This is a genomic window from Streptomyces catenulae (assembly GCF_000718015.1).
Taxonomy (GTDB): domain Bacteria; phylum Actinomycetota; class Actinomycetes; order Streptomycetales; family Streptomycetaceae; genus Streptomyces; species Streptomyces catenulae.
The window spans coordinates 48,442-72,086 of the sequence record NZ_JODY01000032.1; the positions used below are offsets into that span (position 1 = coordinate 48,442).

The 23,645-nt window shown below is 73.3% G+C and carries 23 protein-coding genes; 22 read left to right on the forward strand and 1 reads right to left on the reverse strand.

Annotation, left to right across the window (positions count from 1 at the left end; genetic code table 11):
* Positions 1 to 44: 44 nt before the first annotated feature.
* Entirely contained in the window at positions 45 to 722 is a 678-nt protein-coding gene (locus IF23_RS0124925; RefSeq protein ID WP_030287382.1) for a bifunctional DNA primase/polymerase, read from the reverse strand.
* A gap of 499 nt (positions 723 to 1,221) precedes the next feature.
* Here IF23_RS0124925 and nsdA point away from each other — a divergent pair, with 499 nt between their 5' ends.
* The 22 genes from nsdA to IF23_RS0125040 all read left to right on the forward strand — a co-directional run bounded on the left by nsdA (position 1,222) and on the right by IF23_RS0125040 (position 23,638).
* Complete coding sequence (gene nsdA, locus IF23_RS0124935; protein WP_030287383.1) at positions 1,222 to 2,691, forward strand: transcriptional repressor NsdA; 1,470 nt, start codon at positions 1,222 to 1,224, stop codon at positions 2,689 to 2,691.
* Between the two features lie 273 nt (positions 2,692 to 2,964).
* Positions 2,965 to 4,338, forward strand: a complete 1,374-nt coding sequence (locus tag IF23_RS0124940) for an ammonium transporter (protein ID WP_030287385.1) — start codon at positions 2,965 to 2,967, stop codon at positions 4,336 to 4,338.
* Positions 4,335 to 4,673, forward strand: coding sequence for a P-II family nitrogen regulator (locus IF23_RS0124945; RefSeq protein ID WP_030287387.1), 339 nt, complete (start codon positions 4,335 to 4,337; stop codon positions 4,671 to 4,673). The genes IF23_RS0124940 and IF23_RS0124945 overlap by 4 nt, the downstream gene beginning before the upstream one ends.
* A complete protein-coding gene (locus tag IF23_RS0124950; RefSeq protein WP_078654235.1) occupies positions 4,663 to 7,644 on the forward strand; it encodes a [protein-PII] uridylyltransferase in 2,982 nt (993 codons plus the stop codon). Before IF23_RS0124945 ends, IF23_RS0124950 begins: the two co-directional genes overlap by 11 nt.
* Positions 7,645 to 7,749: 105 nt before the next feature.
* Positions 7,750 to 9,309 (forward strand): signal recognition particle protein, encoded by a 1,560-nt coding sequence (gene ffh / locus IF23_RS0124955; RefSeq protein WP_030287391.1) that lies wholly within the window; start codon positions 7,750 to 7,752, stop codon positions 9,307 to 9,309.
* A gap of 277 nt (positions 9,310 to 9,586) precedes the next feature.
* Positions 9,587 to 10,177 (forward strand): hypothetical protein, encoded by a 591-nt coding sequence (locus tag IF23_RS0124960; protein WP_030287393.1) that lies wholly within the window; start codon positions 9,587 to 9,589, stop codon positions 10,175 to 10,177.
* A 156-nt stretch (positions 10,178 to 10,333) separates the two neighbouring features.
* Positions 10,334 to 10,774 carry a 30S ribosomal protein S16 gene (gene rpsP, locus IF23_RS0124965; protein WP_030287395.1) on the forward strand — a complete coding sequence of 147 codons (441 nt, stop codon included), beginning with the start codon at positions 10,334 to 10,336 and terminating at the stop codon, positions 10,772 to 10,774.
* A gap of 2 nt (positions 10,775 to 10,776) precedes the next feature.
* Positions 10,777 to 11,016, forward strand: a complete 240-nt coding sequence (locus IF23_RS0124970; protein WP_030287397.1) for an RNA-binding protein — start codon at positions 10,777 to 10,779, stop codon at positions 11,014 to 11,016.
* Positions 11,017 to 11,193: 177 nt separating this feature from the next.
* On the forward strand, positions 11,194 to 11,739 hold the full coding sequence (gene rimM / locus IF23_RS0124975; protein ID WP_030287399.1) for a ribosome maturation factor RimM: 546 nt from the start codon (positions 11,194 to 11,196) through the stop codon (positions 11,737 to 11,739).
* Between the two features lies 1 nt (position 11,740).
* A complete protein-coding gene (gene trmD / locus IF23_RS0124980) occupies positions 11,741 to 12,550 on the forward strand; it encodes a tRNA (guanosine(37)-N1)-methyltransferase TrmD (RefSeq protein ID WP_030287401.1) in 810 nt (269 codons plus the stop codon).
* A gap of 132 nt (positions 12,551 to 12,682) precedes the next feature.
* Positions 12,683 to 13,030, forward strand: a complete 348-nt coding sequence (gene rplS, locus IF23_RS0124985) for a 50S ribosomal protein L19 (RefSeq protein WP_030287403.1) — start codon at positions 12,683 to 12,685, stop codon at positions 13,028 to 13,030.
* A gap of 90 nt (positions 13,031 to 13,120) precedes the next feature.
* On the forward strand, positions 13,121 to 13,885 hold the full coding sequence (gene lepB / locus IF23_RS0124990; protein ID WP_030287405.1) for a signal peptidase I: 765 nt from the start codon (positions 13,121 to 13,123) through the stop codon (positions 13,883 to 13,885).
* The gene (gene lepB, locus IF23_RS0124995; RefSeq protein WP_030287407.1) at positions 13,878 to 14,897 is read left to right on the forward strand and encodes a signal peptidase I; all 1,020 of its coding nucleotides are present in this window, start codon (positions 13,878 to 13,880) and stop codon (positions 14,895 to 14,897) included. The genes lepB (IF23_RS0124990) and lepB (IF23_RS0124995) overlap by 8 nt, the downstream gene beginning before the upstream one ends.
* Complete coding sequence (gene lepB, locus IF23_RS0125000) at positions 14,839 to 15,783, forward strand: signal peptidase I (protein WP_030287408.1); 945 nt, start codon at positions 14,839 to 14,841, stop codon at positions 15,781 to 15,783. Before lepB (IF23_RS0124995) ends, lepB (IF23_RS0125000) begins: the two co-directional genes overlap by 59 nt.
* A gap of 55 nt (positions 15,784 to 15,838) precedes the next feature.
* Positions 15,839 to 16,597, forward strand: coding sequence for a signal peptidase I (gene lepB / locus IF23_RS0125005; protein ID WP_037679567.1), 759 nt, complete (start codon positions 15,839 to 15,841; stop codon positions 16,595 to 16,597).
* Positions 16,590 to 17,102 carry an NUDIX hydrolase gene (locus tag IF23_RS0125010; protein WP_051739878.1) on the forward strand — a complete coding sequence of 171 codons (513 nt, stop codon included), beginning with the start codon at positions 16,590 to 16,592 and terminating at the stop codon, positions 17,100 to 17,102. Before lepB (IF23_RS0125005) ends, IF23_RS0125010 begins: the two co-directional genes overlap by 8 nt.
* Positions 17,103 to 17,140: 38 nt before the next feature.
* The gene (locus tag IF23_RS0125015) at positions 17,141 to 17,449 is read left to right on the forward strand and encodes a DUF2469 domain-containing protein (RefSeq protein WP_003980220.1); all 309 of its coding nucleotides are present in this window, start codon (positions 17,141 to 17,143) and stop codon (positions 17,447 to 17,449) included.
* A gap of 892 nt (positions 17,450 to 18,341) precedes the next feature.
* Positions 18,342 to 18,683: a YraN family protein gene (locus tag IF23_RS0125020; RefSeq protein ID WP_030287414.1), complete on the forward strand. Its 342-nt coding sequence runs from the start codon at positions 18,342 to 18,344 to the stop codon at positions 18,681 to 18,683.
* Between the two features lies 1 nt (position 18,684).
* Positions 18,685 to 20,361, forward strand: a complete 1,677-nt coding sequence (locus IF23_RS0125025) for a YifB family Mg chelatase-like AAA ATPase (RefSeq protein WP_078654236.1) — start codon at positions 18,685 to 18,687, stop codon at positions 20,359 to 20,361.
* On the forward strand, positions 20,358 to 21,593 hold the full coding sequence (dprA, locus tag IF23_RS0125030) for a DNA-processing protein DprA (protein WP_078654237.1): 1,236 nt from the start codon (positions 20,358 to 20,360) through the stop codon (positions 21,591 to 21,593). Before IF23_RS0125025 ends, dprA begins: the two co-directional genes overlap by 4 nt.
* Positions 21,594 to 21,950: 357 nt before the next feature.
* Positions 21,951 to 22,787 (forward strand): RNA polymerase sigma factor WhiG, encoded by an 837-nt coding sequence (gene whiG, locus IF23_RS0125035; protein ID WP_030287420.1) that lies wholly within the window; start codon positions 21,951 to 21,953, stop codon positions 22,785 to 22,787.
* Between the two features lie 311 nt (positions 22,788 to 23,098).
* Entirely contained in the window at positions 23,099 to 23,638 is a 540-nt protein-coding gene (locus tag IF23_RS0125040) for a TetR/AcrR family transcriptional regulator (RefSeq protein ID WP_037679573.1), read from the forward strand.
* Positions 23,639 to 23,645: the final 7 nt, after the last annotated feature.

The following is a 23,645-nucleotide window of genomic DNA, read 5'->3' on the forward strand; positions in this document are numbered from 1 at the left end:
CCACGGAGCGCGGCGCCGGGGGCCGTCACGTACCCGGGGGCGCGCTACCCGGCCGCCGTCCGACGGTCCGAGCGGTGGCAGACGTACGCGAGCATCCCCAGCAGCAGCCGGGCCTGCGGCGGGTGGGCCGCGGTCTCCAGGGACGGCGGCCGGAGCCAGCGCACGGGGCCGTCCGCACCGAGGTCCGACGGGGGAGCGGTGAGGTGGTCACCCTGGCCCAGGGGGCGCAGATCGAGCGCCGCGTCGTCCCACCCCGTCCGGTAGAGCAGCCCCGGCAGCCCGGCGGCCGCCCCCGGCGCGACGAAGAACTGCGCGCGCCCCGTCGGCGTCAGCGTCACCGGGCCGAGCGGCACCCCCATCCGCTCCAGCCGCGCCAGCCCGCACCGGCCCGCCGCCTCCGGTACGTCCAGCACGTCGAAGGAGCGGCCCACCGGCAGCAGCACCGCCGCCCCCGGCGTCCGCGACCAGGCGGCCGTGACCGTCTCCAGCGAGGCGCCCGCCGCGATCTCCGCACCGAAGGAGAGCGGGTGCGCACCGGGTGCCGGGCAGGCGGAGACCCCGCAGGAGCACTCCAGGCGCCCGCCGCCGGTCCGCGCCGCCCGGGCGCCGGGCACGACGTCCCAGCCCCACAACCCCGTGTATTCGGCCACCGTGGTGCTCTCGGGCGCGCGCACGCGGCGCCTGGCACCGATGTCCCGGATGCCGCCGATCGTGAAACCCATGCCCCCTCCAACGGGTGGTGTGTCGCTGTGGTTACGAGCCGCTCCGGGCCCCGGAGCCGGTCGCGGCGCCCCGCCGTACGGGGCGCCGGAGCGGCGCCGTGACGCTCCGTCGACGGGGCGCGGACGCCCCGCGGCACGCCCTCGGAGCGGGGGCGCGCCACGGGGCGTGTGCCGTGGCGCGCGCGCCGTCCTGCGCATCGCTCCGTCGGGTCGCGCCCGACCTGTGTCAAGTCAATCGCGCGGAGCGGACCGGCAGTTCATTCGAAGGGGTGGCGAATGGTGGCGTTTCTGTGCACGGCCTCGCCGCGAGCGTGATCGTACGATTACTTTCGGTGCGCGGAGCCGGGGGAGTCGTCCGGAGCGGCCCCGCCGTCGGCCGGACCGGCCGGAGCGGTGGCCGGAATGCGCGACCTGCCGGGGCCGGACGGGCAGGATGCCTCAACAAGCCGGATCCTGCACGGGATTCGCGTCGGGCGACACACGGTTGGGGGCGTTACCAGTGGGTGGCAACGGCAGCGGAACTGCCGAGAAGCGTCCCAACACGCAGTTGGGATCGTGGTTCGTGCGCAGCGGCTGGTCCAAGGGTGAGCTGGCCCGGCAGGTCAACCGCAGAGCCCGGCAGATGGGCGCGCACCACATCAGCACCGACACCTCCCGCGTCCGCCGCTGGCTCGACGGCGAACAGCCGCGCGAGCCCATCCCGCGCATCCTGTCCGAACTCTTCTCCGAACGCTTCGGCTGCGTCGTCGGCGTCGAGGAATTGGGGCTGCGTGCCGCACACCGCTCCCCGTCCGTCTCCGGCGTCGACCTGCCCTGGGCCGGGCCCCAGACCACCGCCCTGCTCAGCGAGTTCTCCCGCAGTGACCTGATGCTGGCGCGCCGCGGCTTCCTCGGCACCTCCCTCTCGCTCGCCGCCGGACCGTCCCTCATCGAGCCGATGCAGCGCTGGCTGGTACCGGTACCCCCGGCCCCCGGCGCCGTCCCGGAGCCCGAGCCCCTCCGCGACCGCAGCCGCCGCGTCCGCCTCTCCGGACCCGAACTCGACCTGCTGGAGGCGACCACCGCCATGTTCCGGCAGTGGGACGCCCAGTGCGGCGGGGGACTGCGCCGCAAGGCCGTCGTCGGCCAGCTCCACGAGGTCACCGAACTCCTCCAGGAGCCGCAGCCCGCCCACGTCGCCACCCGACTCTTCAAGGTCGCCGCCGAACTCTCCCAGCTCGCGGGGTGGATGAGCTACGACATCGGCCTCCAGCCCACCGCGCAGAAGTACTTCGTCCTCGCGCTGCACGCCGCCAAGGAGGCGGGCGACCGCCCCCTGGGCGCGTACATCCTCTCCAGCATGAGCCGCCAGATGATCCACCTCGGCCGGCCCGACGACGCGCTGGAGCTGATCCACCTCGCGCAGTACGGCAGCCGCGACACGGCCACCGCCCGCACCCAGGCCATGCTGTACGCGGTCGAGGCCCGCGCGTACGCCGGGATGGGGCGCCCCAGCAAGGTCAAGCGCGCCGTCCGGATGGCCGAGGACACCTTCGAGGACGCACTGCCCCGTGAGCCCGAGCCCGACTGGATCCGCTTCTTCTCCGAGGGCGAGCTGAACGCCGAGAACGCCCACTCCTACCGCGACCTCGCCTACGTCGCCGGACGCAGCCCCACCTACGCCGCCCTCGCCGCGCCGATCATGGAGCGCGCCGTCGCCCTCTTCGCCGAGGACGGAGAGCACCAGCGCTCGTACGCCCTCAACCTCATCGGGATGGCCACCGTCCATCTGCTCCAGCGCGAGCCGGAGCAGTGCGCCGTGCGGGCCGGGCAGGCCATACCGTTCGCCCAGCAGGTCCGCTCCGAGCGGGTCAACACCCGGCTGCGGAAGACCGTCGACACCGCCGCCCGCGACTTCGGCACCGTCGCGGAGGTGATCCACCTCGGCGAGGAGCTGGCCCGCCGCCTCCCCGAGGCCGAGGCCGTCTGACGACGCCGAGGCCGCACGACACCGGCCGCGGCGCCACCCCGTACAACCCGACTCGGCTTCCCCACGCCAGGTCCACGGGTGGCGCCGCGGCCGGCCCGCGTCCGGGGCCCGCACGCGCCCGTTCACCGCCGCGTAACACCGGCGACGCCTTCGTCACGGCGGCGAAACACCCCTGGGCCGTGGCCGAAACCGCGCTGCGCCAGCCTCGTCAGGAACGACGGCCCACCCCCTCACGCCACCCGGCACGGGCCGCATCGACGACGGGAGACGCCGATGCCACCGGGCATCCAGACCCTCGCGGACGGGCTCGCGGCCAAGGCCACCCTGAGCCCGGCCGACACCGGATTCATGCTCCTCTGCTCCGCCCTCGTCATGGTGATGACGCCGGGCCTGGCCTTCTTCTACGGCGGCATGGTGCGCGTCAAAAGCGTCCTCAACATGCTGATGATGAGCTTCGTCGGCCTCGGCATCGTCACCGTCCTGTGGGTCCTCTACGGCTTCGGGCTCGCCTTCGGCACCGACCGCGGCGGACTCGTCGGCTGGCGCGGCGACTTCGCCGGACTCGGCGGCATCGGCCTGACCGAACTCTGGGGCGCCAGCGGCATCCCCGTATACGTCTTCGCCGTCTTCCAGCTGATGTTCGCCGTGCTGACCCCCGCGCTGATCAGCGGCGCCCTCGCCGACCGCGTCAAGTTCACCGCCTGGGCGCTCTTCACCGCCCTGTGGGTCACCGTCGTCTACTTCCCCGTGGCGCACTGGGTGTGGGGCGAGGGCGGCTGGCTCTTCCGGCTCGGCGTCATCGACTTCGCCGGTGGCACCGCCGTCCACATCAACGCGGGCGCCGCCGCCCTCGGCGTCCTCCTCGTCGTCGGGCGCCGCATCGGCTTCCGCAAGGACCCGATGCGCCCGCACAACCTGCCCCTGGTGATGCTCGGCGCCGGACTGCTGTGGTTCGGCTGGTTCGGCTTCAACTCCGGCTCCTGGCTGGGCAACTCCGACGGCGTCGGCGCCGTCGCCTTCGTCAACACCCAGGTCGCCACCGCCGCCGCGATGCTCGGCTGGCTCGCCTACGAGAAGCTGCGCCACGGGGCGTTCACCACGCTGGGCGCCGCCTCCGGCGCGGTCGCCGGACTCGTCGCCATCACCCCGGCGTGCGGCGCCGTCAGCCCGCTCGGCGCCCTCGCCGTCGGCGCCGTCGCGGGCGTCCTGTGCGCCCTCGCCGTCGGCCTCAAGTACCGGTTCGGCTACGACGACTCGCTCGACGTCATCGGCGTCCACCTCGTCGGCGGCATCGCCGGATCCCTCCTCGTCGGCCTCTTCGCCACCGGCGGCGTGCAGTCCACCGCCCGCGGCCTCTTCTACGGCGGCGGTCTCGGCCAACTCGGCAGGCAGACCCTCGGCGTGGTCGCCGTCCTCCTCTACTCCTTCGCCGTCAGCTACGTCCTCGCCAAGGGCGTCGACCGGCTGATGGGCTTCCGGGTCGCCGAGGACGAGGAGATCACCGGCGTCGACCGGACCGCCCACGCCGAGACCGCCTACGACTTCACCGGCGCGGGCGGCGGCACCGTCCACCGCGAACCGGCCGCGTCCCCCGGCGGACCGGCGCCCCTGCACGGTACGGACACGGAGAAGAAGGTGGACGCATGAAGCTCATCACCGCGGTCATCAAGCCGCACCGCCTCGACGAGGTGAAGGAGGCGCTGCAGGCGTTCGGCGTGCACGGCCTGACCGTCACCGAGGCCAGCGGCTACGGGCGGCAACGCGGCCACACCGAGGTCTACCGGGGCGCCGAGTACACCGTCGACCTCGTCCCCAAGATCCGCATCGAGGTCCTCGCCGACGACGCGGACGCCGCCGCCCTCACCGACACCCTCGTGGCCGCCGCCCGCACCGGCAAGATCGGCGACGGAAAGGTGTGGACCGTCCCGGTCGACGAGGCGGTGCGGGTCCGCACGGGGGAGAGGGGCGCGGATGCGTTGTGAGGACGGGGCGGGGGAGACGCCTGGCGTGTGCCGGGGGGCCGACTCCGCGCCGTGCGGCGCGCCGGGGTCGGCCCCGTGCGGTGAGCCGGGTTCTGGCTCCGGCTCCGCCCCATGCGGTGCGCTGGGTGTGGCCCCGTGCGGTGAGCCGGGTTCTGGCTCCGGCTCCGCCCCATGCGGTGCGCTGGGTGTGGCCCCATGCGGCGCGCCGCGTCCCGGCTCCGGCTCCGCCCCATGCGGTGTCCTGGGTGTGGCCCCATGCGCCGATCCGCGTCCTGGCTCCGGCTCCGCCCCCCGCGCCGCCCCGGGCCCGGCCCCATGCCCCGCTCCGTCCGCCCCGTCCGACGACTACTCCGCCGCCCGTCTGTGTCTCCTCGGGGACGTCGGTGTCTCCGGTCCCGAGCGGCGGGCCGCTCTCGCCCGGATCACCGACGGCTGGCTCGGTGCGGTGTTCGCCGACGCGGTGGCCGACACGGGGGTGGCCGGGGCGGCGCTCGTCGCGGTCGGGGGCTACGGGCGGGGCGAACTCTCCCCGCGCAGCGACCTCGATCTCCTGCTGCTCCACGACGGCCGGGCGGCCGCGTCGGACCTCGCCGCCCTCGCCGACCGGCTCTGGTACCCGGTCTGGGACCACGGCCTGGCCCTCGACCACTCCGTCCGCACCCCGGCCCGGGCCCGCGCCGCCGCCCGCGCCGACCTCAAGGTGCAACTCGGCCTGCTCGACGCCCGCCACCTCGCCGGTGACCGGGACCTCACCGACGCACTGCGCACCACCGCCGCCGCGGACTGGCGCGCCGCCGCCCCCGCCCGCCTCCCGGAACTCCACGCCCTGGGACGCGCCCGCGCCGCGCGCCACGGCGACCTCCGGTACCTCCTCGAACCCGACCTCAAGGAGGCCCGCGGCGGACTGCGCGACGCCACCGCGCTGCGCGCCGTCGCCGCCTCCTGGCTCGCCGACGCCCCACGCGACGGCCTCGAAGCCGCCCGCGGCAGCCTCCTCGACATCCGCGACGCCCTCCATCTCGCCACCGGCCGCGCCACCGACCGCCTCACCCGCCAGGAACAGGACCAGGTCGCCGCCGCCCTCGGCCTCCCGGACGCGGACGCCCTGCTCCGCCGCGTCCACGAAGCCGCCCGCACCCTCGCGTACGCCACCGACACCACCTGGCGCGAGACCGACCGGATACTGCGCGCCCGCTCCGTACGCCCGGTGCTGCGCACTCTGCTCACCGGGGGCCGCGCCGCCGCACGGGGCGAGCGCACCCCGCTCGCCGAGGGCGTCGTCGTCCACGACGGGGAGGCCGCCCTCGCCCGCACCGCCCGGCCCGAACGCGACCCCGTCCTCGGCCTGCGTGCCGCGGCCGCCGCCGCCCGGGCCGGACTGCCGCTCTCCCGGCACGCCGCCCGCCGCTGCGCCACCGCGTACGCCGCCCACCCGCTGCCCGTACCGTGGCCGGCCGAGGCGCGCGAGGCGTTCGTCACGCTCCTCGACGCGGGCGCCCCCACCGTCCCCGTCTGGGAAACCCTGGAGGCCGAGGGACTGCTCACCCTGCTGCTGCCGGAGTGGGAACGCGTCCGCTGCCTGCCACAGCGGAACGCCGTCCACACCTGGACCGTCGACCGCCACCTCGTCGAGACCGCGGTCCGCGCCGCCGCCCTCACCCGCCGCGTCGACCGGCCCGACCTGCTCCTCGTCGCGGCCCTCCTGCACGACCTCGGCAAGGGGCTGCCCGGCGACCACGCGGTGGCCGGTGTGCCTCCGGCCCGCGCCGTCGCCGCCCGCCTCGGCTTCGGCGCCCGGGACACCGCCGTCCTCGCCACCCTCGTCCGCCACCATCTGCTGCTCGTCGAGACCGCCACCCGCCGTGACCTCGACGACCCCGAGACCGTGACCACCGTCGCCGCGGCGGTCGGCACCGCCCGCACCCTCGGCCTGCTGCACGCCCTCACCGAGGCCGACGCCCGCGCCACGGGGCCCGCCGCATGGAGCGCCTGGCGCGCCGCGCTCGTCGACGGCCTCGTCGCCCGGGTCGCCGAACGCCTCGCCGGTGCCCCCGTACCGGACGGCCCCGCCACCCGCGCCCCCACCGCGGAGGAGCACCGCCTCGCCGCCGAGGCCGCCCGCACCGGCGACCCCGCCCTCACCCTCCACACCGAGGACACCGAGGACACCGAGGACACCGCGCACGGGGCGGCGGGAGCGGGACCCCCGCATGGGGCGGCGGGAGCAGGACCTCCGGACGGGGCGCCGGACGAGGGCCGCACGCCCGGCCCCACGCCCGGCCCGACGGAGGCCGCCACCGGCCCCATGCCCGGCGGCCCCATGCAACGCCCCGCACCCGGCCCCGCCGAGCCCGACACCGGCGGCCCCCGCGCCCCCGAACCCGTCGGTGCCGCGCTCCTCCTCGCCGTCCCCGCCGACCGCGGTCCGGACCCGGCCTCCGCGGCGCCCGCCACCGGGGTCCTCGCCGCCGCGGCCGGGGTCCTCGCCCTGCACCGGATCACCGTCCGCGCCGCCGACCTACGCACCCTCCACCCCGACGGCCCCCGCCCGATCGCCCTGCTGACCTGGCGGATCGCCGCCCACTACGGGGCCCTGCCCCCGGTGGCCCGGCTCCGCGCCGACCTGATCCGGGCCCTCGACGGCACCCTCGACCTCCCCGCCCGCCTCGCCGCCCGCGAACGCGCCGCCCGGCCCCACGCCCCGGCCGCCCCGCCGCCCACCGTCACCGTCGCCCCGGGCACCTCCCGTACCGCCACCGTCGTCGACGTCCGCGCCCGCGACGCCCACGGCCTGCTGCACCGGATCTGCCGCGCCCTCGAATCCGCCGGTGCCGCCGTCCGCGCCGCCCGGGTCTGCACCCTCGGCACCGGCGCCGTCGACGCCTTCTACCTCACCGACGGCGCGGGCGCCCCGCTCACCGGTGAACGGGCCGACGCCGCCGCCCGCGCCGTGCGCCGCGCCCTGGACTGACGTGCCCGGCGCCCGACCCGGCGGCCCGGAGTGGCCCGGTTGCCGGGCCGGATACCCTAGGAGTCGACTGCCTTACGCCCCCGACCCCGAGGAACGACGACCGCCGTGTTCGATACGCTTTCCGACCGCCTGGCGAGTACCTTCAAAAACCTCCGGGGCAAGGGCCGCCTCTCCGAGGCCGACATCGACGCCACGGCGCGCGAGATCCGTATCGCCCTTCTCGAGGCCGATGTCGCGCTGCCCGTCGTCCGCGCCTTCATCAAGCAGGTCAAGGAGCGCGCCGCCGGTTCCGAGGTCTCCCAGGCGCTGAACCCGGCCCAGCAGGTCATCAAGATCGTCAACGAGGAGCTGATCGGCATCCTCGGCGGCGAGACCCGCCGCCTGCGCTTCGCCAAGACCGCGCCGACCGTCATCATGCTCGCCGGTCTCCAGGGTGCCGGTAAGACCACCCTCGCCGGAAAGCTCGGCCGCTGGCTCAAGACCCAGGGCCACACCCCGCTGCTCGTCGCCTGCGACCTCCAGCGCCCCAACGCCGTCAACCAGCTCTCCGTCGTCGCCGAGCGCGCCGAGGTGGCGGTCTACGCCCCCGAGCCCGGCAACGGCGTCGGCGACCCGGTCAAGGTCGCCCAGGACTCGATCGAGTTCGCCCGCGCCAAGCAGCACGACGTCGTCATCGTCGACACCGCCGGCCGCCTCGGCATCGACCAGGAGCTGATGCAGCAGGCCGCGGACATCCGCGACGCGGTCGAGCCCGACGAGGTCCTCTTCGTCGTCGACGCGATGATCGGTCAGGACGCGGTCAACACCGCCGAGGCGTTCCGCGACGGCGTCGGCTTCGACGGCGTCGTCCTCTCCAAGCTCGACGGCGACGCCCGCGGTGGTGCCGCGCTCTCCATCGCGCACGTCACCGGCAAGCAGATCATGTTCGCCTCCAACGGCGAGAAGCTGGACGACTTCGACGCGTTCCACCCGGACCGCATGGCGTCCCGCATCCTCGGCATGGGCGACATGCTCAGCCTGATCGAGAAGGCCGAGCAGACCTTCAGCCAGGCCGAGGCCGAGAAGATGGCGGCCAAGCTCCAGAAGGGCCCCAAGGAGTTCACGCTCGACGACTTCCTGGCCCAGATGGAGCAGGTCCGCAAGATGGGCTCGCTCTCCAAGCTGCTCGGCATGCTGCCCGGCATGGGGCAGATGAAGGAGCAGATCAACAACCTCGACGAGCGCGAGGTCGACCGCACCGCCGCGATCATCAAGTCGATGACCCCGGCCGAGCGCCAGGAACCGACGATCATCAACGGCTCGCGCCGCGCCCGTATCGCCCGGGGTTCCGGCGTCGAGGTCAGTGCGGTCAAGAACCTCATCGAGCGGTTCTTCGAGGCGCGCAAGATGATGTCGAAGATGGCCCAGGGCGGCGGCATCCCCGGGATGCCGGGCATGCCCGGGATGCCCGGCGCGGGCGGCGGCGCCAAGAAGAAGAAGCAGGTCAAGCAGGCCAAGGGCAAGCGCAAGAGCGGTAACCCGATGAAGCGCAAGGCCGAGGAGGCGGCGGCCGCGGCCCGCCGCGAGGCCGCCCAGAACGGCAACCCGCTCGGCCTGCCCCCCGGCGGCGACACCGACGCCCAGAACTTCGAACTCCCCGAGGAGTTCAAGAAGTTCATGGGCTGACCCCAGGTCCCCCGCCCGGGCCCCCGCCGTACGCACACGGCGGGGGCCCGCGCACTCCCGGCCGCGTACGGCGCCCTCCGCCCCGCACCGTGCGACGGCGTACGCCGTACGGATTACGCGGGGGTACGCACCGGCTTGCGGGCCCCTGTGCGCCTTGGGCGCGGAACGGGTTACCCGCCCCCGGCGCGCCCCATGGCACGAAACTGACTGGTACGTGCAAATTATTTGGGATGCCCCGGAATCGGAACACCGGGCGACCCCGGCTCGTTGTCACGACGTGAGCACGACACCGCCTGTTCTCGCCGCCGAACTGGCGCTCGCCTGGGCCGATATTCAACGGCACCACCCCGAGCTGCCGGATCTGGCCGCGCCCGAGTCCCTGATCGGAGAATCGTCGTCCGCCTGTGGCGCCGAGCTCTCCTTCGAACGGCTGCTCCACGAGGCAGTCCACGGCATCGCCGCCTCCCGCGGCATCCGCGACACCTCCCGTGCGGGCCGCTACCACAACCGCCGGTTCCTCGCCGTCGCCGAGGAGCTGGGCCTGGACCACGCCGACGAGCCGCATCCCAGCAGCGGCTTCTCCCTGGTCACGCTCAGCCCCGAGGCCAGACGCCGCTACCGGCCCACCATCGAGCGGCTCGCCAGAGCCCTCAAGGCCCACACCGCCGCGACCGCCACCGACAGCGCCCGCAGTTTCCGCGGCCCGGCCGCCCGCCACGGTTCGTCCGGCGGCGGCGTCCGCGTCAAGGCCGTCTGCGACTGCGGACGCAACGTCCGGGTCGTCCCGTCCGTGCTGGCCCAGGCCCCGATCGTCTGCGGAGGCTGCGGCAAGCCGTTCCGGATCCCCGAGGTGGCCGCGGTCGGCTGACCGCGGGGCGTGTGGCACAATGGACCGCTGTACTCGACAGTCGCACAGGACCCCTCTCTCCTCCGGCTGACGCGTCCATCGGGCATACCGAGTACCGCAACCCCACGTGGCATCCCGTTGTGCCCCACCACGTCAAGACCAGGAGACACCACTCCCGTGGCAGTCAAGATCAAGCTGAAGCGTCTGGGCAAGATCCGCGCGCCTCACTACCGCATCATCATCGCCGACTCGCGTACCCGCCGTGACGGCCGCGCGATCGAGGAGATCGGTCTGTACCACCCGGTGCAGAACCCCTCCCGCATCGAGGTCGACTCCGAGCGTGTCCAGTACTGGCTGGGTGTCGGCGCGCAGCCGACCGAGCCCGTCATGGCCATCCTGAAGGTCACCGGCGACTGGCAGAAGTTCAAGGGCCTGCCCGCCCCGGCGCCGATGAAGGTCGCCGAGCCGAAGGCCGACAAGCGCGCCCTCTTCGAGGCCGCCGCCAAGGCGACCGGCGACGAGCCGAAGGGTGAGGCCATCACCCCGAAGGCGAAGAAGGCCGACAAGAAGGCGGACGAGGCTGCGGCCGAGTCCACCTCTGAGTCCACCGAGGCCTGAGCGTGCTCGAGGAGGCTCTTGAGCACCTCGTCAAGGGCATCGTCGACAATCCCGACGACGTCCAGGTAGCCTCGCGCACCCTGCGTCGTGGGCGTGTGCTGGAGGTCCGGGTCCACCCCGACGACCTCGGCAAGGTGATCGGCCGCAACGGCCGCACCGCCCGCGCCCTGCGGACCGTCGTGGGCGCTCTCGGTGGGCGGGGCATCCGCGTCGACCTCGTCGACGTGGACCAGGTCCACTGAACAGTTGAACACCGGCTCGGGCCGGGGAGGGCTCTCGGGCCGTCCCCGGCCTTTGTCGTCGGCGCCGCCGCCCCGTACCCCACGGGCGCCCGGCGTCACCGGAATCGGCAACATCACGCGCGCCGCCGCACCGGCCGCGCGCAAGCGGCGGCGGATCGGCCGCAGAGAGGCAACACCGTGCAGCTGGTAGTCGCGCGGATCGGCCGCGCCCACGGCATCAAGGGCGAGGTCACCGTGGAGGTGCGTACCGACGAGCCCGAACTGCGGCTCGCGCCCGGAGCCGTCCTGGCCACCGACCCGTCCACGGTCGGACCGCTCACCATCGAGACCGGCCGGGTCCACAGCGGACGGCTGCTGCTGCGCTTCGCCGGGGTGACCGACCGGACCGGCGCCGAGGCGCTGCGCAACACCCTGCTGATCGCGGAGGTCGACCCCGAGGAGGTCCCCGAGGACCCCGAGGAGTTCTACGACCACCAGCTGATCGACCTCGACGTCGTCACCCGTGACGGCACCGTCGTCGGCCGGATCACCGAGGTCTCCCACCTGCCCTACCAGGACCTGCTCGTCGTCGGGCGGCCCGAGGGCGGCGAGGTACTGATCCCGTTCGTCGCCGAGATCGTCCCGGAGATCGACCTGGAGGAGCAGCGCGCGGTCATCGACCCGCCGCCCGGCCTTCTCGACGACGCACAGGCCGAGGTCGCCAGCAGCCGCGAGGACGGCTGAGATGCGCCTCGACATCGTCACGATCTTCCCCGAGTACCTCGAACCGCTGAACGTCTCGCTGGTCGGCAAGGCCCGCGCCCGCGGTCAGCTCGACGTACGCATCCACGACCTGCGGGACTGGGCGCACGACAAGCACAACACCGTCGACGACACGCCCTACGGCGGCGGTCCCGGCATGGTCATGAAGCCGGAGCCGTGGGGCGAGGCGCTGGACACGATCCTCGCCTCCGGGGAGGGCGAGCCCGTTCTCGTCGTGCCGACGCCCAGCGGTGAGCCGTTCACCCAGCAACTCGCCGTGGAACTCTCCGCCAAGCCCTGGCTGGTCTTCACCCCGGCCCGCTACGAGGGCATCGACCGCCGCGTCATCGAGGAGTACGGCGACCGGCTCGACGTCCGCGAGGTCTCCATCGGCGACTACGTCCTGGCGGGCGGCGAGGCGCCGGTCCTGGTGATGGTCGAGGCCGTCGCCCGGCTGCTGCCCGGCGTCCTGGGCAACGCCGCCTCCCACCAGGACGACTCCTTCGCGCCCGGCGCGATGGCCGATCTCCTGGAGGGGCCGGTCTACACCAAGCCGCCCGAGTGGCGCGGGCGCGGCATCCCCGAGGTGCTGCTCAGCGGCCACCACGGCAAGATCGCGCGCTGGCGCCGGGACGAGGCGTTCCGCCGCACCGACCGCAACCGCCCGGACCTGATCGAGCGGGCCGACCCGGCCGCGTTCGACAAGAAGGACCGCGAACTGCTGTCGATCCTGGGGTGGGCCCCGGGCGAGGACGGCCGATTTGGGCGGACCGACCAGGCCGTGGAAGAATAGGCCGCTGCTGTGTGCGTCCGGCGCGCGCCCCTGCCACAGGGGGAACGACGCCCGTCCGACGGAACGGCATCCGAACATCATCTCCGAAATCCCGTTGATGACCTGTGGCATCAGCGAAGAAAGCAGTAGGTCATGCACCTTCTCGACTCCGTCGACTCCGCGTCGCTGCGCAGCGACATCCCGGCCTTCCGCCCGGGTGACACCGTCAACGTCCACGTCCGCGTCATCGAGGGCAACCGCTCCCGTGTGCAGCAGTTCAAGGGCGTTGTCATCCGCCGCCAGGGCAGCGGCGTGCGCGAGACCTTCACGGTCCGCAAGGTCAGCTTCTCCGTCGGCGTCGAGCGCACCTTCCCCGTGCACACCCCGATCGTCGAGAAGATCGAGCTGGTGACCCGCGGTGACGTCCGCCGCGCCAAGCTGTACTACCTCCGTGAGCTGCGCGGCAAGGCCGCGAAGATCAAGGAGAAGCGCGACAACTGAGTCCGCACGCCGGGCCGTCCTCCCTGGTGAGGGCCCCGGCACCCGGCTCACGTACGGTGCCCGGAACCGGCCGGATAGGCTCACGTTCCGATGGACACCGACGCACAGCTCCCGGAGCGCGACCGCACCCCCGTCCCCGACCAGGGACCGGAGGAGCGGTCGCGCTCCGCGCGTTTTCCCGACACCTCCGCCCGCTTCCGCTTCCGGCCGCTTCCGCTGCTGGCCTGCTGCGTGGCGTTCGTGCTGCTGCTGAGCGCCTTCGTCGTCCAGCCGTTCCTCATCCCGAGCACGTCGATGCAGGACACCCTGGAGGTCGGCGACCGGGTGCTGGTCAACAAGCTCGCGTACCGCTTCGGCGGTGAGCCCCGGCGCGGCGATGTCGTCGTCTTCGACGGCACAGGGTCTTTCGTTCACAGGGAGACGGAGGAGAATCCCGTGACGGGCCTGCTGCGCGGAGCCGGCGCGGCGGTGGGCCTGGCCCGTCCTGCCGACACCGACTACGTCAAGCGCGTGATCGGGATCGGAGGGGACAGGGTGACCTGCTGCGACAAACGGGGGCGGATCAAGGTGAACGGTGAGCCCGTGACCGAGGGCTATGTGTATCCGGGGGACGCCGCGTCGTCGGTGCCCTTCGACATCGTGGTCCCGGAGGGAAAGCTGTGGGTGATGGGGGACCACCGGTCGCGCTCCCGGGACTCCCGCGACCACCTCGGTGAGGAAGGCGGCGGCACCGTCCCCGTCGACAAGGTGATCGGCCGGGCCGACTGGATCAGCTGGCCGGTGAGCCGCTGGACGGGTCTGGACCGGCCGCCGGCGTTCTCCCGGGTGCCCGCCCCGGCAGGCTCCCATGGGTAGCCGGGGGCGCCCACGACACGGCAGACCGCAGGTCGACGACGGTACGACCGCGGTCGACGAGCGTCCGGCGACCGGTGGCCGGGCCGAGCGGCGGCGCCAGGCGCGCCGCATCAAACGCCGCAGACGCCGCTCGTACCTCAAGGAAATACCCATCCTGATCGTGGTGGCGCTGGCCATCGCGCTGGTTCTGAAGACGTTCCTGGTCCAGGCGTTCGTGATTCCGTCCGGCTCGATGGAGCAGACGATCCGGATCGGGGACCGGGTGCTGGTCGACAAGCTCACCCCGTGGTTCGGCTGGCAGCCCGAGCGCGGTGACGTCGTCGTCTTCAAGGACCCCGGCGGCTGGCTCAAGGGCGAGCAGACGCAGAAGGCCGAGGATCCGGCCGGGGTGAAGCAGTTCAAGGAGGCCATGACCTTCATCGGTCTGCTGCCCTCGGCCGACGAACAGGACCTGATCAAGCGGGTCGTCGCGGTCGGCGGGGACACCGTCAAGTGCTGCGACGCACAGCACCGCGTCACGGTCAACGGCACCCCGCTGACCGAGCCGTATCTGCACCCCGGCAACCCGCCGTCCGAGACGTCGTTCACGGTGAACGTGCCCACCGGACGGATCTTCGTCATGGGTGACCACCGCTCGAACTCCGCGGATTCGCGCTTCCATCTCGACGAGGCGTACCGTGGCACGGTTTCCGAGGACAACGTCGTCGGGCGGGCCGTGGTCATCGCCTGGCCGTTCGCCCACTGGCGGCGTCTGGAGGAGCCCGACACCTTCGCGAACGTGCACGACGCGCCGGGCGCGAAGGCGGCAGGTGCGGCGGGCCCGCATAGGGTGTTGCCCGAGTCTTTGACCCCACTCCCGACCCCTGCGGAACTCCCGCTCGTTATGGGAGTGATGGGCCTGCACCGGTTGACGGGCGGGCGAGAGCGTGGAGTAAGGAGTGGATGTGGGGGACTTGGCGGTCGGCGCGCGGTCCGGATCCGGAGAGCCCGAAGAGCCGGCGGGGCACGGTGAGGCCGCGTCGGCGGGTTCCGTGCATCTCGCGCAGCCACAGCAACAGCCACCGTACGAAGGACAGGCACCACCGGCGGCCCGGCGGCCTGCCGAGGACGAGGAGAAGGACGGCGTGAAGAAGGCCAAGAAGCAGCGCGCCTTCTGGAAGGAACTGCCGATCCTCGTCGGCATCGCGCTGATCCTCGCCCTGCTGATCAAAACGTTCCTGGTGCAGGCGTTCTCCATCCCGTCCGACTCGATGCAGGACACCCTGCAGCGCGGCGACCGGGTGCTGGTGGACAAGCTCACGCCATGGTTCGGCTCCAAGCCCGAGCGCGGCGAGGTCGTCGTCTTCCACGACCCGGGCGGCTGGCTCAACGAGACGCCGACGCCCGAGCCCAACCCCGTCCAGAAGGTCCTCAGCTTCATCGGTCTGATGCCGTCAGCCGAGGAGAAGGACCTGATCAAGCGGGTCATCGCGGTCGGCGGCGACACCGTCGAGTGCCACGGCACCGGCCCGGTGAAGGTCAACGGCAAGGCGCTCAAGGAGGACTCGTTCATCTTCCCGGGCAACACCCCGTGCGGTGACCGCGCCTTCGGCCCGATCCACGTCCCCAAGGACCGCATCTGGGTCATGGGCGACCACCGCGACGACTCCCTCGACTCGCGCTACCACCAGAACCTCAAGGGCGACGGCACGGTCTCGGTGGACGAGGTCGTCGGCCGCGCGTTCACCATCGCCTGGCCGATCAACCGCTGGTCGACGCTGCCGGTGCCGGACACCTTCAAGCAGCAGGGCATCGACAAGGCCATGGCCGCCGCGCCCGCCGCGCTCGGTCTGGCCGGAGCCGTCCCGCTCGTCCTCTGGCGTCGCAAGAGGCTGACCGCGGAACGTACTCCCAGGTAGGGTGCCGTCCCAGATCTTCGACGCGGGCCCGCGCCCGCGGGGTGGGAGCGCTGGGATGGTCCGCAGCACCGAACACACCGACGGCCACGGCCGGACCACGGGCAGCACACTGTCCGGTCTGGCCGTGGCCGTCGGCTGTCTCCTCTTCCTCGGCGGCTTCGTCTGGGCGGCGCTGCTGTACCGCCCCTACACGGTGCCGACCGACTCGATGTCCCCGACGATCGAGCCCGGCGCCCGGGTACTGGCCGAGAACGTCGACGGCTCCCGGGTGCGCCGCGGCGACGTCGTCGTCTTCCGGGACACCGTCTGGGGCGACGTCCCCATGGTCAAGCGGGTGGCCGGGGTCGGCGGTGACACCGTCGCCTGCTGCACCAAGGGGAAGCTGACGGTCAACGGCACCCCCGTCGACGAGCCGTACCTGCAGAACCCGAAGCTCGCCTCGCCCACCGGCTTCAGTGCCAAGGTCCCCGCCGGGCGCCTCTTCCTCCTCGGCGACCACCGCGGCGACTCCCTCGACTCCCGCTCCCACACCACCGACGGCGACGACGGAGCCGTCCCACGGGAGGCGGTTCTGGGCCGCGTCGACGCCCTGGCCTGGCCCATGAGCGGCATCGGCATGCTCGACCGCGCCGACGGGTTCGCCGCACTGCCCGGCGGCACCTCCGCGCCCGGCCCGCTGCGCCCGCTGACCGCCGCCGTCGTCGCCGGTGCCGTCCTCATCCTGGGCGGCGCCGCGTACGGGCCGCTCGCCGCCCGCCGCAACCGGGCGGCGCAGGCGGCGCCCGTGGCCGACGCGGAGCGGGCCCATGGCTGAGACGACGGGGAACGGCGGGCCCGTGGAAGTACGCCAGGTGTCCCGCGTCATCCTCCTCGACCCGGACGACCGCATCCTCCTGCTGCACGGCTTCGAACCGGCGCAGCCGGAGCGGACCTGGTGGTTCACGCCCGGCGGCGGTCTGGAGGGCGCCGAGACCCATGAGGAGGCCGCGCTGCGGGAGCTGGCCGAGGAGACCGGGATCACCGGCGCGACCCTCGGCCCGGTGCTCTGGCAGCGCCGCTGTTCCTTCCCGTTCGACGGTCGCCGCTGGGAGCAGGACGAGTGGTACTACCTGGCCCGCACGGAGCACACCGCGACCGACACCCGGGGCCAGACGGACCTGGAGCGGCGCAGCGTATCGGGGCTGAGGTGGTGGACCGTGGCGGAACTGTCGGCGACCCATGAGACGGTGTACCCGACCAGACTTGCCGGGCTGCTGCGCACGCTGCTCGACGAAGGGCCCCCGAGTGCGCCGCTGGCCCTGGAGACCGAGCGGGCCTGACGCACAATAGGGGCACGCACGGCTGAAGGGGATCTGCCATGAGCGCCGAGGACCTCGAAAAGTACGAGACCGAGATGGAGCTGAAGCTCTACCGGGAGTACCGCGACGTCGTCGGGCTGTTCAAATACGTGATCGAGACCGAGCGTCGTTTCTACCTCACCAACGACTACGAGATGCAGGTGCACTCCGTTCAGGGTGAGGTCTTCTTCGAGGTCTCGATGGCCGATGCCTGGGTGTGGGACATGTACCGCCCGGCCCGCTTCGTCAAGCAGGTCCGCGTTCTGACCTTCAAGGACGTGAACATCGAAGAGCTGAACAAGAGCGATCTGGATCTTCCGGGGAGCTGAGGGGGCGGGGCGGGCGCCTCGGGGGAGTGCCGTGGGGCGCGCGGCCTTGCCGCTTGTGGATGCGCGGGCCCCGGGTGTGCGGTGCCCGGGTGTGGCTGGGAACGCTGTGACCTGCGGGTGTGTGGCCGGGGCTGCGGGCTGTCGGTGGTGCGGTCGGTGGCGTGGAGACGTGATCGGGGCTGCCGGGGCGGTGTGAGGCGGGCGGCGTTGCCGCTCGTCCGGGTGGCCGGGTTATCCACAGCCGGGCGGTTATCCACCAAGATCCAATACCTTCGGCCCGAGACGTCACAGTCGGTGCCGGAGGTGGTACCGCATGAACGTCATGCAGCACGGATCGAGGAACGCCCCGCGAACGGTGCCGGGGAGCGGCGGACGGCCCGCGGCGGAGGCAGCCCGGGCGGCTGAGCCCGCGGGGCGTGCGCCGGTGGAGTCCGGGGCGGTGGTGCCGGAGGCTGTGGCCCGGACCGGCTCGGTGTCCGGTGCGCCGCCCGGCCCGAGGGACGAGGCGCGTTCGGAGGAGGCAGGCGGCGCCCTGCCGGGTCCGGGGCGAACTGTCCGTACCGCTTCGGCTTCCGGTGCGCCGCCCGGCCCGGGCGCCGGCCCGGCGGCTCGCGCCACCCCGCACCACCCGGGGGCGGACGTCCCGGGTTCCGCTTCCGTCGATACGTCGGAGCCGACTCCGGCCACCCGCTCCACGGCCGCGGCGAGGCCGCCGGGAGCCACGGGCCGGGCCTCCGCCACCCGCCCGGGCGGCGACCGCGCACGTACCGGCCGTACGCGCCCCCGGAAACCGCGCGCCGCCGCCCCCGGGAGCCGCACCACCGGGGCCCGGGGACCGCGCGCGACACCCCGGCGTGCCTCTGCCGCACCGGCCACCACACCACGCCGTGCCCTGGGCCGGTACGGCGAGGACCTGGCGGTCCGCCGTCTCACCGCGAGCGGTATGTGCATCCTCGACCGCAACTGGCGCTGCCGCGAGGGCGAGATCGACATCGTCGCCACCGATGCCGACGCCCTCGTCATCTGCGAGGTCAAGACCCGCCGCGCCGGCGCCTACGAACACCCGATGGCCGCCGTCCGCCCCGACAAGACCCGCCGGTTGCGGCTCCTGGCGGAACGCTGGATGGAACGCCACGGCGGCCCGCCGCCGGGCGGCGTCCGCATCGACGTCATCGGCATCCTCCTCCCGGCCCGGGGCGCCCCGGTCGTCGAGCACGTCCGGGGGGTGGCGTGAGATGGGATTCGCCCGCACCTGCTCCGTGGCGCTCGTCGGCGTCGAAGGCGTCGTCGTCGAGGTCCAGGCCGACCTCGAACCGGGCGTCGCCGCCTTCACCCTCGTCGGACTCCCCGACAAGAGCCTCGTCGAGGCGAAGGACCGGGTCCGCGCCGCCGTCGTGAACTCGGGCGCCGAGTGGCCGCAGAAGAAACTCACCGTCGGCCTCAGCCCGGCATCCGTCCCCAAGAGCGGCAGCGGCTTCGACCTCGCCGTCGCCTGTGCCGTCCTCGGGGCGGCCGAACGCCTCGACCCGCGGGAGCTGACCGATCTGATGATGATCGGCGAACTCGGGCTCGACGGCCGGGTCCGCCCCGTCCGCGGCGTGCTGCCCGCCGTCCTCGCCGCCGCCGAAGCCGGATACCGCACCGTCGTGGTCCCCGAATGCACCGCGGCCGAAGCCTCCCTCGTCCCCGGCGTCACCGTCCTCGGCGTCCGCAGCCTGCGCCAACTCATCGCCCTCCTCGCCGACGAACCGGTCCCCGACGAGGAGGAGATCCCCCGGGAAGGCCGCCCCGACCCGCTGCTGGCCGGGCTCGCCGTCCCCGGCACCGGGATCGCCGCCGGTCTCCCCACCGGCGACCACGCCCCCGACCTCGCCGACGTCGCAGGTCAGCACGGTGCCCGCCGCGCCCTGGAGATCGCCGCGGCCGGACGCCACCACATCTTCCTCAAGGGCCCGCCCGGCGCGGGGAAGACCATGCTCGCCGAACGCCTCCCGGGCCTGCTGCCGCCCCTGACCCCCAAGGAATCCCTCGAAGTCACCGCCGTCCACTCCGTCGCCGGGACCCTCCCGCCCGGCCAACCGCTCGTCGAACGGCCGCCGTACTGCGCGCCCCACCACTCCGCCACGATGGCGTCCCTCGTCGGCGGCGGCACCGGACTGCCCCGCCCCGGAGCCGTCTCGCTCGCCCACCGCGGGGTGCTCTTCCTCGACGAGGCCGCCGAATGCAGCGCCCGCGTACTGGATGCCCTGCGCCAGCCCCTCGAAGCCGGTCATGTCGTGGTCGCCCGCGCCGCCGCCATGATGCGGATGCCCGCCCGCTTCCTCCTCGCCCTCGCGGCCAACCCCTGTCCCTGCGGGCGGCACGGCACCCCGGGAGGCGGCTGCGAATGCCGCCCGTCCTCCGTCCGCAGCTACCGCGCCCGCCTCTCCGGTCCCCTCATGGACCGCGTCGACCTGCGCGTCACCGTCGAACCGGTCGCCCGCTCCGCCCTCGCCACCCTGGAGACCGGCGCCGAAACCAGCGCCACCGTCGCCGCCCGGGTACGCGAGGCCCGCGCCCGCGCCGCCGCCCGCTACGCCGGGACACCCTGGACGACCAACAGCGAGGTGCCCGGCCACGAACTCCGCACCCGCTGGCACGCCCACCCCGGCGCGCTCGCCCAGGCCGAACGCGACCTGGAATCCGGCCTGCTCACCGCCCGTGGCCTCGACCGCGTCCTCCGCGTCGCCTGGACCGCCGCCGACCTCGCCGGACGCGACCGCCCCACGGCCGAGGACGTCGCCACGGCCCTCGAACTCCGCACCGGCGTCCAACGCGGCATCCCCGCACCGCCGCCCGCCCGCCGACGCCCCCGCCCGGACGGAAAACAGCTCCGCCGCGCCGCCCCCGACCCGGCCCAGGTGACGCCATGACCACACCCCGGCCGCCCCACCGCCCCGCTGATGACGGCGCTCCAACTCCCCGAAGCGCCGCCCCCGACCCCGGACCACCGCCACCGGTGCGCCCCACCCCGGAGCGCACCGCCCGCGCCGCCCTCAGCCGCATCATCGAACCGGGCGACCCCCGTGCCGGACGCTGGCTGCGCGAACTGGGCCCCGTAGCCCTCTGGCACGCCCTCACCGGCGACGGACCACCACCCACGGGCGCGAGCCGCACCGCACTCGACGGCCTGCGGCTGCGCGCCACCCGCGCCGACCCCGCGGCCGACCTCACCACGGCAGCCGCCCTCGGGGCCCGGTTCCTCTGCCCCGGCGACGACGAATGGCCGCGCCAGCTCGACGACCTCGGCGACACCCGGCCCACCGGCCTCTGGGTGCGCGGCGACGCCAACCTCCGCCTGTGGGCGCTGCGTTCCGTCGCCCTCGTCGGCGCCCGCGCCTGCACCGAGTACGGTGCCCACCTCGCCGCCACCCTGGGCGCCGGGCTCGCCGACCGCGGCTGGACCGTCGTCTCCGGCGCCGCCTACGGCATCGACGGCGCCGCCCACCGGGGCACCCTCGCCGCAGGCGGCGCCACCCTCGCCGTCCTCGCCTGCGGTATCGACCGCGCCTACCCCGCAGGCCACACCGAACTGATCGACCGTATCGCCCAACAGGGCCTGGTTGTAGGAGAGTTACCACCTGGCGCGCACCCGACCCGGAGCCGATTCATCCAACGCAACCGCGTGATCGCCGCCCTCACCCGCGGCACCGTCGTCGTCGAAGCCGCCCTACGCAGCGGCTCCCTCGTCACCGCCCGCCGCGCACAGTCCCTGGGGCGCCTCACCATGGGCGTACCAGGCCCCGTCACCAGCGCACTCTCCGCCGGTGTGCACCAACTCCTGCGCGGCGAGGCCACGGTGGTCACCTCCGCCGACGAGGTCGTCGAACACGCCGGTGCCATCGGCGACCTCGCACCCGAACCACGCGGCCCGATCCTCGCCCGCGACCTCCTCGAACCGGCCGCCGCACGCGTCCTGGAGGCCCTGCCGCCCCGCGGCGCCGCCGCCCTCACCGACATCGCCCGCGAATCCGGCCTCGCCCCGGACGTCACCCACAGCAAGCTTCACGAACTGAGCACGCTCGGATTCGTCCAGCGATCCGGTACACGCTGGGAGTTCGTCCGGCGCGACGACCCCGGAAGATCTCGGCGAGGCGGTACTTGACCTGGCGCGAACGGGTGAAAAGGTGAGGACAAGAACGCCGAATCCATATTTGGCATGCTTCAGCAGGTCAAACCGAACCGCAGGGAGAGGCTGATGGGGCACACGGGACACCGGAGACCCCATCGGCCATGCCTCTCCGCCCGGCGTCCCGCCTTCCCGACGCGCCGCACGCAACGCCGGAATCACGCCGCGGTGTGCCGCGCACGGTAACCCTGGGGTGCGGGCAGCGGAACGTATCTGCGCACACCCGAACCGCACTCCCTCGCACACAGCGACGCTTCAGTCACGCTACGCTCACACCCGACCAGCCCGCCCACCCATCCACCCGTGTCCCGGCAGAACGGCTCAAGGCGACGAATGCCCCAGCACACCTCCGGTTCTGACCGCGCGGCAGTACCACCTGCCGCGCGCGCCGGCGTGCGCCCCGCCGCCCCCAGCGCGCTCGACGATCTGTGGCGTTCCTACAAGCGAACCGGCGACGAACGCCTGCGGGAGCAGCTGATCCTGCACTACTCCCCCCTCGTCAAATACGTCGCCGGACGCGTCAGCGTCGGCCTGCCCTCCAACGTCGAACAGGCCGACTTCGTCTCCTCCGGAGTCTTCGGACTCATCGACGCCATCGAGAAGTTCGAGCCTGAACGCTCCATCAAATTCGAGACCTACGCGATCACCCGCATCCGCGGCGCGATGATCGACGAACTCCGCGCACTCGACTGGATCCCCCGCTCCGTACGCCAGAAGGCCCGCGCCGTCGAACGCGCCTACGCGACCCTCGAAGCCCAGCTGCGCCGCACCCCCTCGGAGTCCGAGGTCGCCCGCGAGATGGACATCTCCCTCGAAGACCTCCACGGCGTCTTCAGCCAGCTCTCCCTGGCCAACGTCGTCGCCCTCGAAGAACTCCTGCACGCCGGGGGAGAAGGCGGCGAACGCCTCAGCCTGATGGACACGCTGGAGGACACCGCCGCCGACAACCCCGTCGAGATCGCCGAGGACCGCGAACTGCGACGGCTGCTCGCCCGCGCCATCAACACCCTGCCCGACCGCGAGAAGACGGTCGTCACCCTCTACTACTACGAGGGCCTGACCCTCGCCGAGATCGGCAACGTCCTCGGCGTCACCGAAAGCCGCGTCAGCCAGATCCACACCAAGTCCGTCCTCCAACTGCGGGCCAAACTGGCCGACGCGGGACGGTGAGCCGGACGAGCTGACGAGGGACGGTGTGCCGGACGAGCTGACGAGGGACGGTGTGCCGGACGGGCCGACGCGGGACGGGGCGTCTGGACGTGGCGGAGTTGGGTATGGGGCGGACGATCCGTTGAGCCGTCCTCGGGTTGGTCGGGCGTGGTTCCGGTGCCGGGGGAGCCGTCGGGAGGCGGGGGCCGTACCCGCCCTCGTGGCGGTGCGCCCCGCCGTGGAGCCGACGCGGAGTGCCGCTCGGCGCCGCCCATCCGTAGAGTGGTCGGGTGCCCAGGATTCGAGCGGCCTCAGTGGCCGAGCACCGAACAATGCAGCGCGGCGCCCTCTTGGACGCCGCCCGCACCCTGCTGTCCGAAGGCGGAACGGAAGCCCTGACCTTCCCCGCACTCGCCGAGCGCACCGGCCTCGCGCGGTCGTCCGTGTACGAATATTTCCGCTCCCGCGCCGCCGTCGTCGAAGAGCTCTGCGCCGTCGACTTCCCGGTATGGGCGGCGGAGGTCGAGGCGGCCATGGAACGCGCCGACACCGACGAAGCGAAGATCGAGGCATACGTACGGAGCCAGCTCGCGCTGGTCGGCGACCGTCGGCACCGCGCGGTCGTCGCCATCTCCGCAGGCGAGCTGGATGCCGGGGCGCGGGAGAAGATCCGCGCCGCCCACGGCGGACTCGTCGCCATGATCGTGGAAGCGCTCGCCGGTCTCGGCCACACCGAGCCCCGTCTGGCCGCCATGCTCCTCCAGGGCGTCGTCGACGCCGCCGTCCGCCGCATCGAACTCGGCGCGGCGGAGGACCCCCAGGTCATCACGGAGGCGGCGGTTTCCATGGCGCTGCGGGGGGTGGGGGGCTGAGGAGGGG

Bases quoted from the DNA above. Each gene is read 5' to 3' on its own strand.
- IF23_RS0124925 (WP_030287382.1), bottom strand. From the start codon at position 722: ATGGGTTTCACGATCGGCGGCATCCGGGACATCGGTGCCAGGCGCCGC.
- IF23_RS0124940 (WP_030287385.1), top strand. From the start codon at position 2,965: ATGCCACCGGGCATCCAGACCCTCGCGGACGGGCTCGCGGCCAAGGCC.
- IF23_RS0124945 (WP_030287387.1), top strand. From the start codon at position 4,335: ATGAAGCTCATCACCGCGGTCATCAAGCCGCACCGCCTCGACGAGGTG.
- IF23_RS0124950 (WP_078654235.1), top strand. From the start codon at position 4,663: ATGCGTTGTGAGGACGGGGCGGGGGAGACGCCTGGCGTGTGCCGGGGG.
- trmD (WP_030287401.1), top strand. From the start codon at position 11,741: ATGCGCCTCGACATCGTCACGATCTTCCCCGAGTACCTCGAACCGCTG.
- rplS (WP_030287403.1), top strand. From the start codon at position 12,683: ATGCACCTTCTCGACTCCGTCGACTCCGCGTCGCTGCGCAGCGACATC.
- lepB (WP_030287405.1), top strand. From the start codon at position 13,121: ATGGACACCGACGCACAGCTCCCGGAGCGCGACCGCACCCCCGTCCCC.
- lepB (WP_030287407.1), top strand. From the start codon at position 13,878: ATGGGTAGCCGGGGGCGCCCACGACACGGCAGACCGCAGGTCGACGAC.
- lepB (WP_037679567.1), top strand. From the start codon at position 15,839: ATGGTCCGCAGCACCGAACACACCGACGGCCACGGCCGGACCACGGGC.
- IF23_RS0125010 (WP_051739878.1), top strand. From the start codon at position 16,590: ATGGCTGAGACGACGGGGAACGGCGGGCCCGTGGAAGTACGCCAGGTG.
- IF23_RS0125015 (WP_003980220.1), top strand. From the start codon at position 17,141: ATGAGCGCCGAGGACCTCGAAAAGTACGAGACCGAGATGGAGCTGAAG.
- IF23_RS0125025 (WP_078654236.1), top strand. From the start codon at position 18,685: ATGGGATTCGCCCGCACCTGCTCCGTGGCGCTCGTCGGCGTCGAAGGC.
- dprA (WP_078654237.1), top strand. From the start codon at position 20,358: ATGACCACACCCCGGCCGCCCCACCGCCCCGCTGATGACGGCGCTCCA.
- whiG (WP_030287420.1), top strand. From the start codon at position 21,951: ATGCCCCAGCACACCTCCGGTTCTGACCGCGCGGCAGTACCACCTGCC.
- IF23_RS0125040 (WP_037679573.1), top strand. From the start codon at position 23,099: ATGCAGCGCGGCGCCCTCTTGGACGCCGCCCGCACCCTGCTGTCCGAA.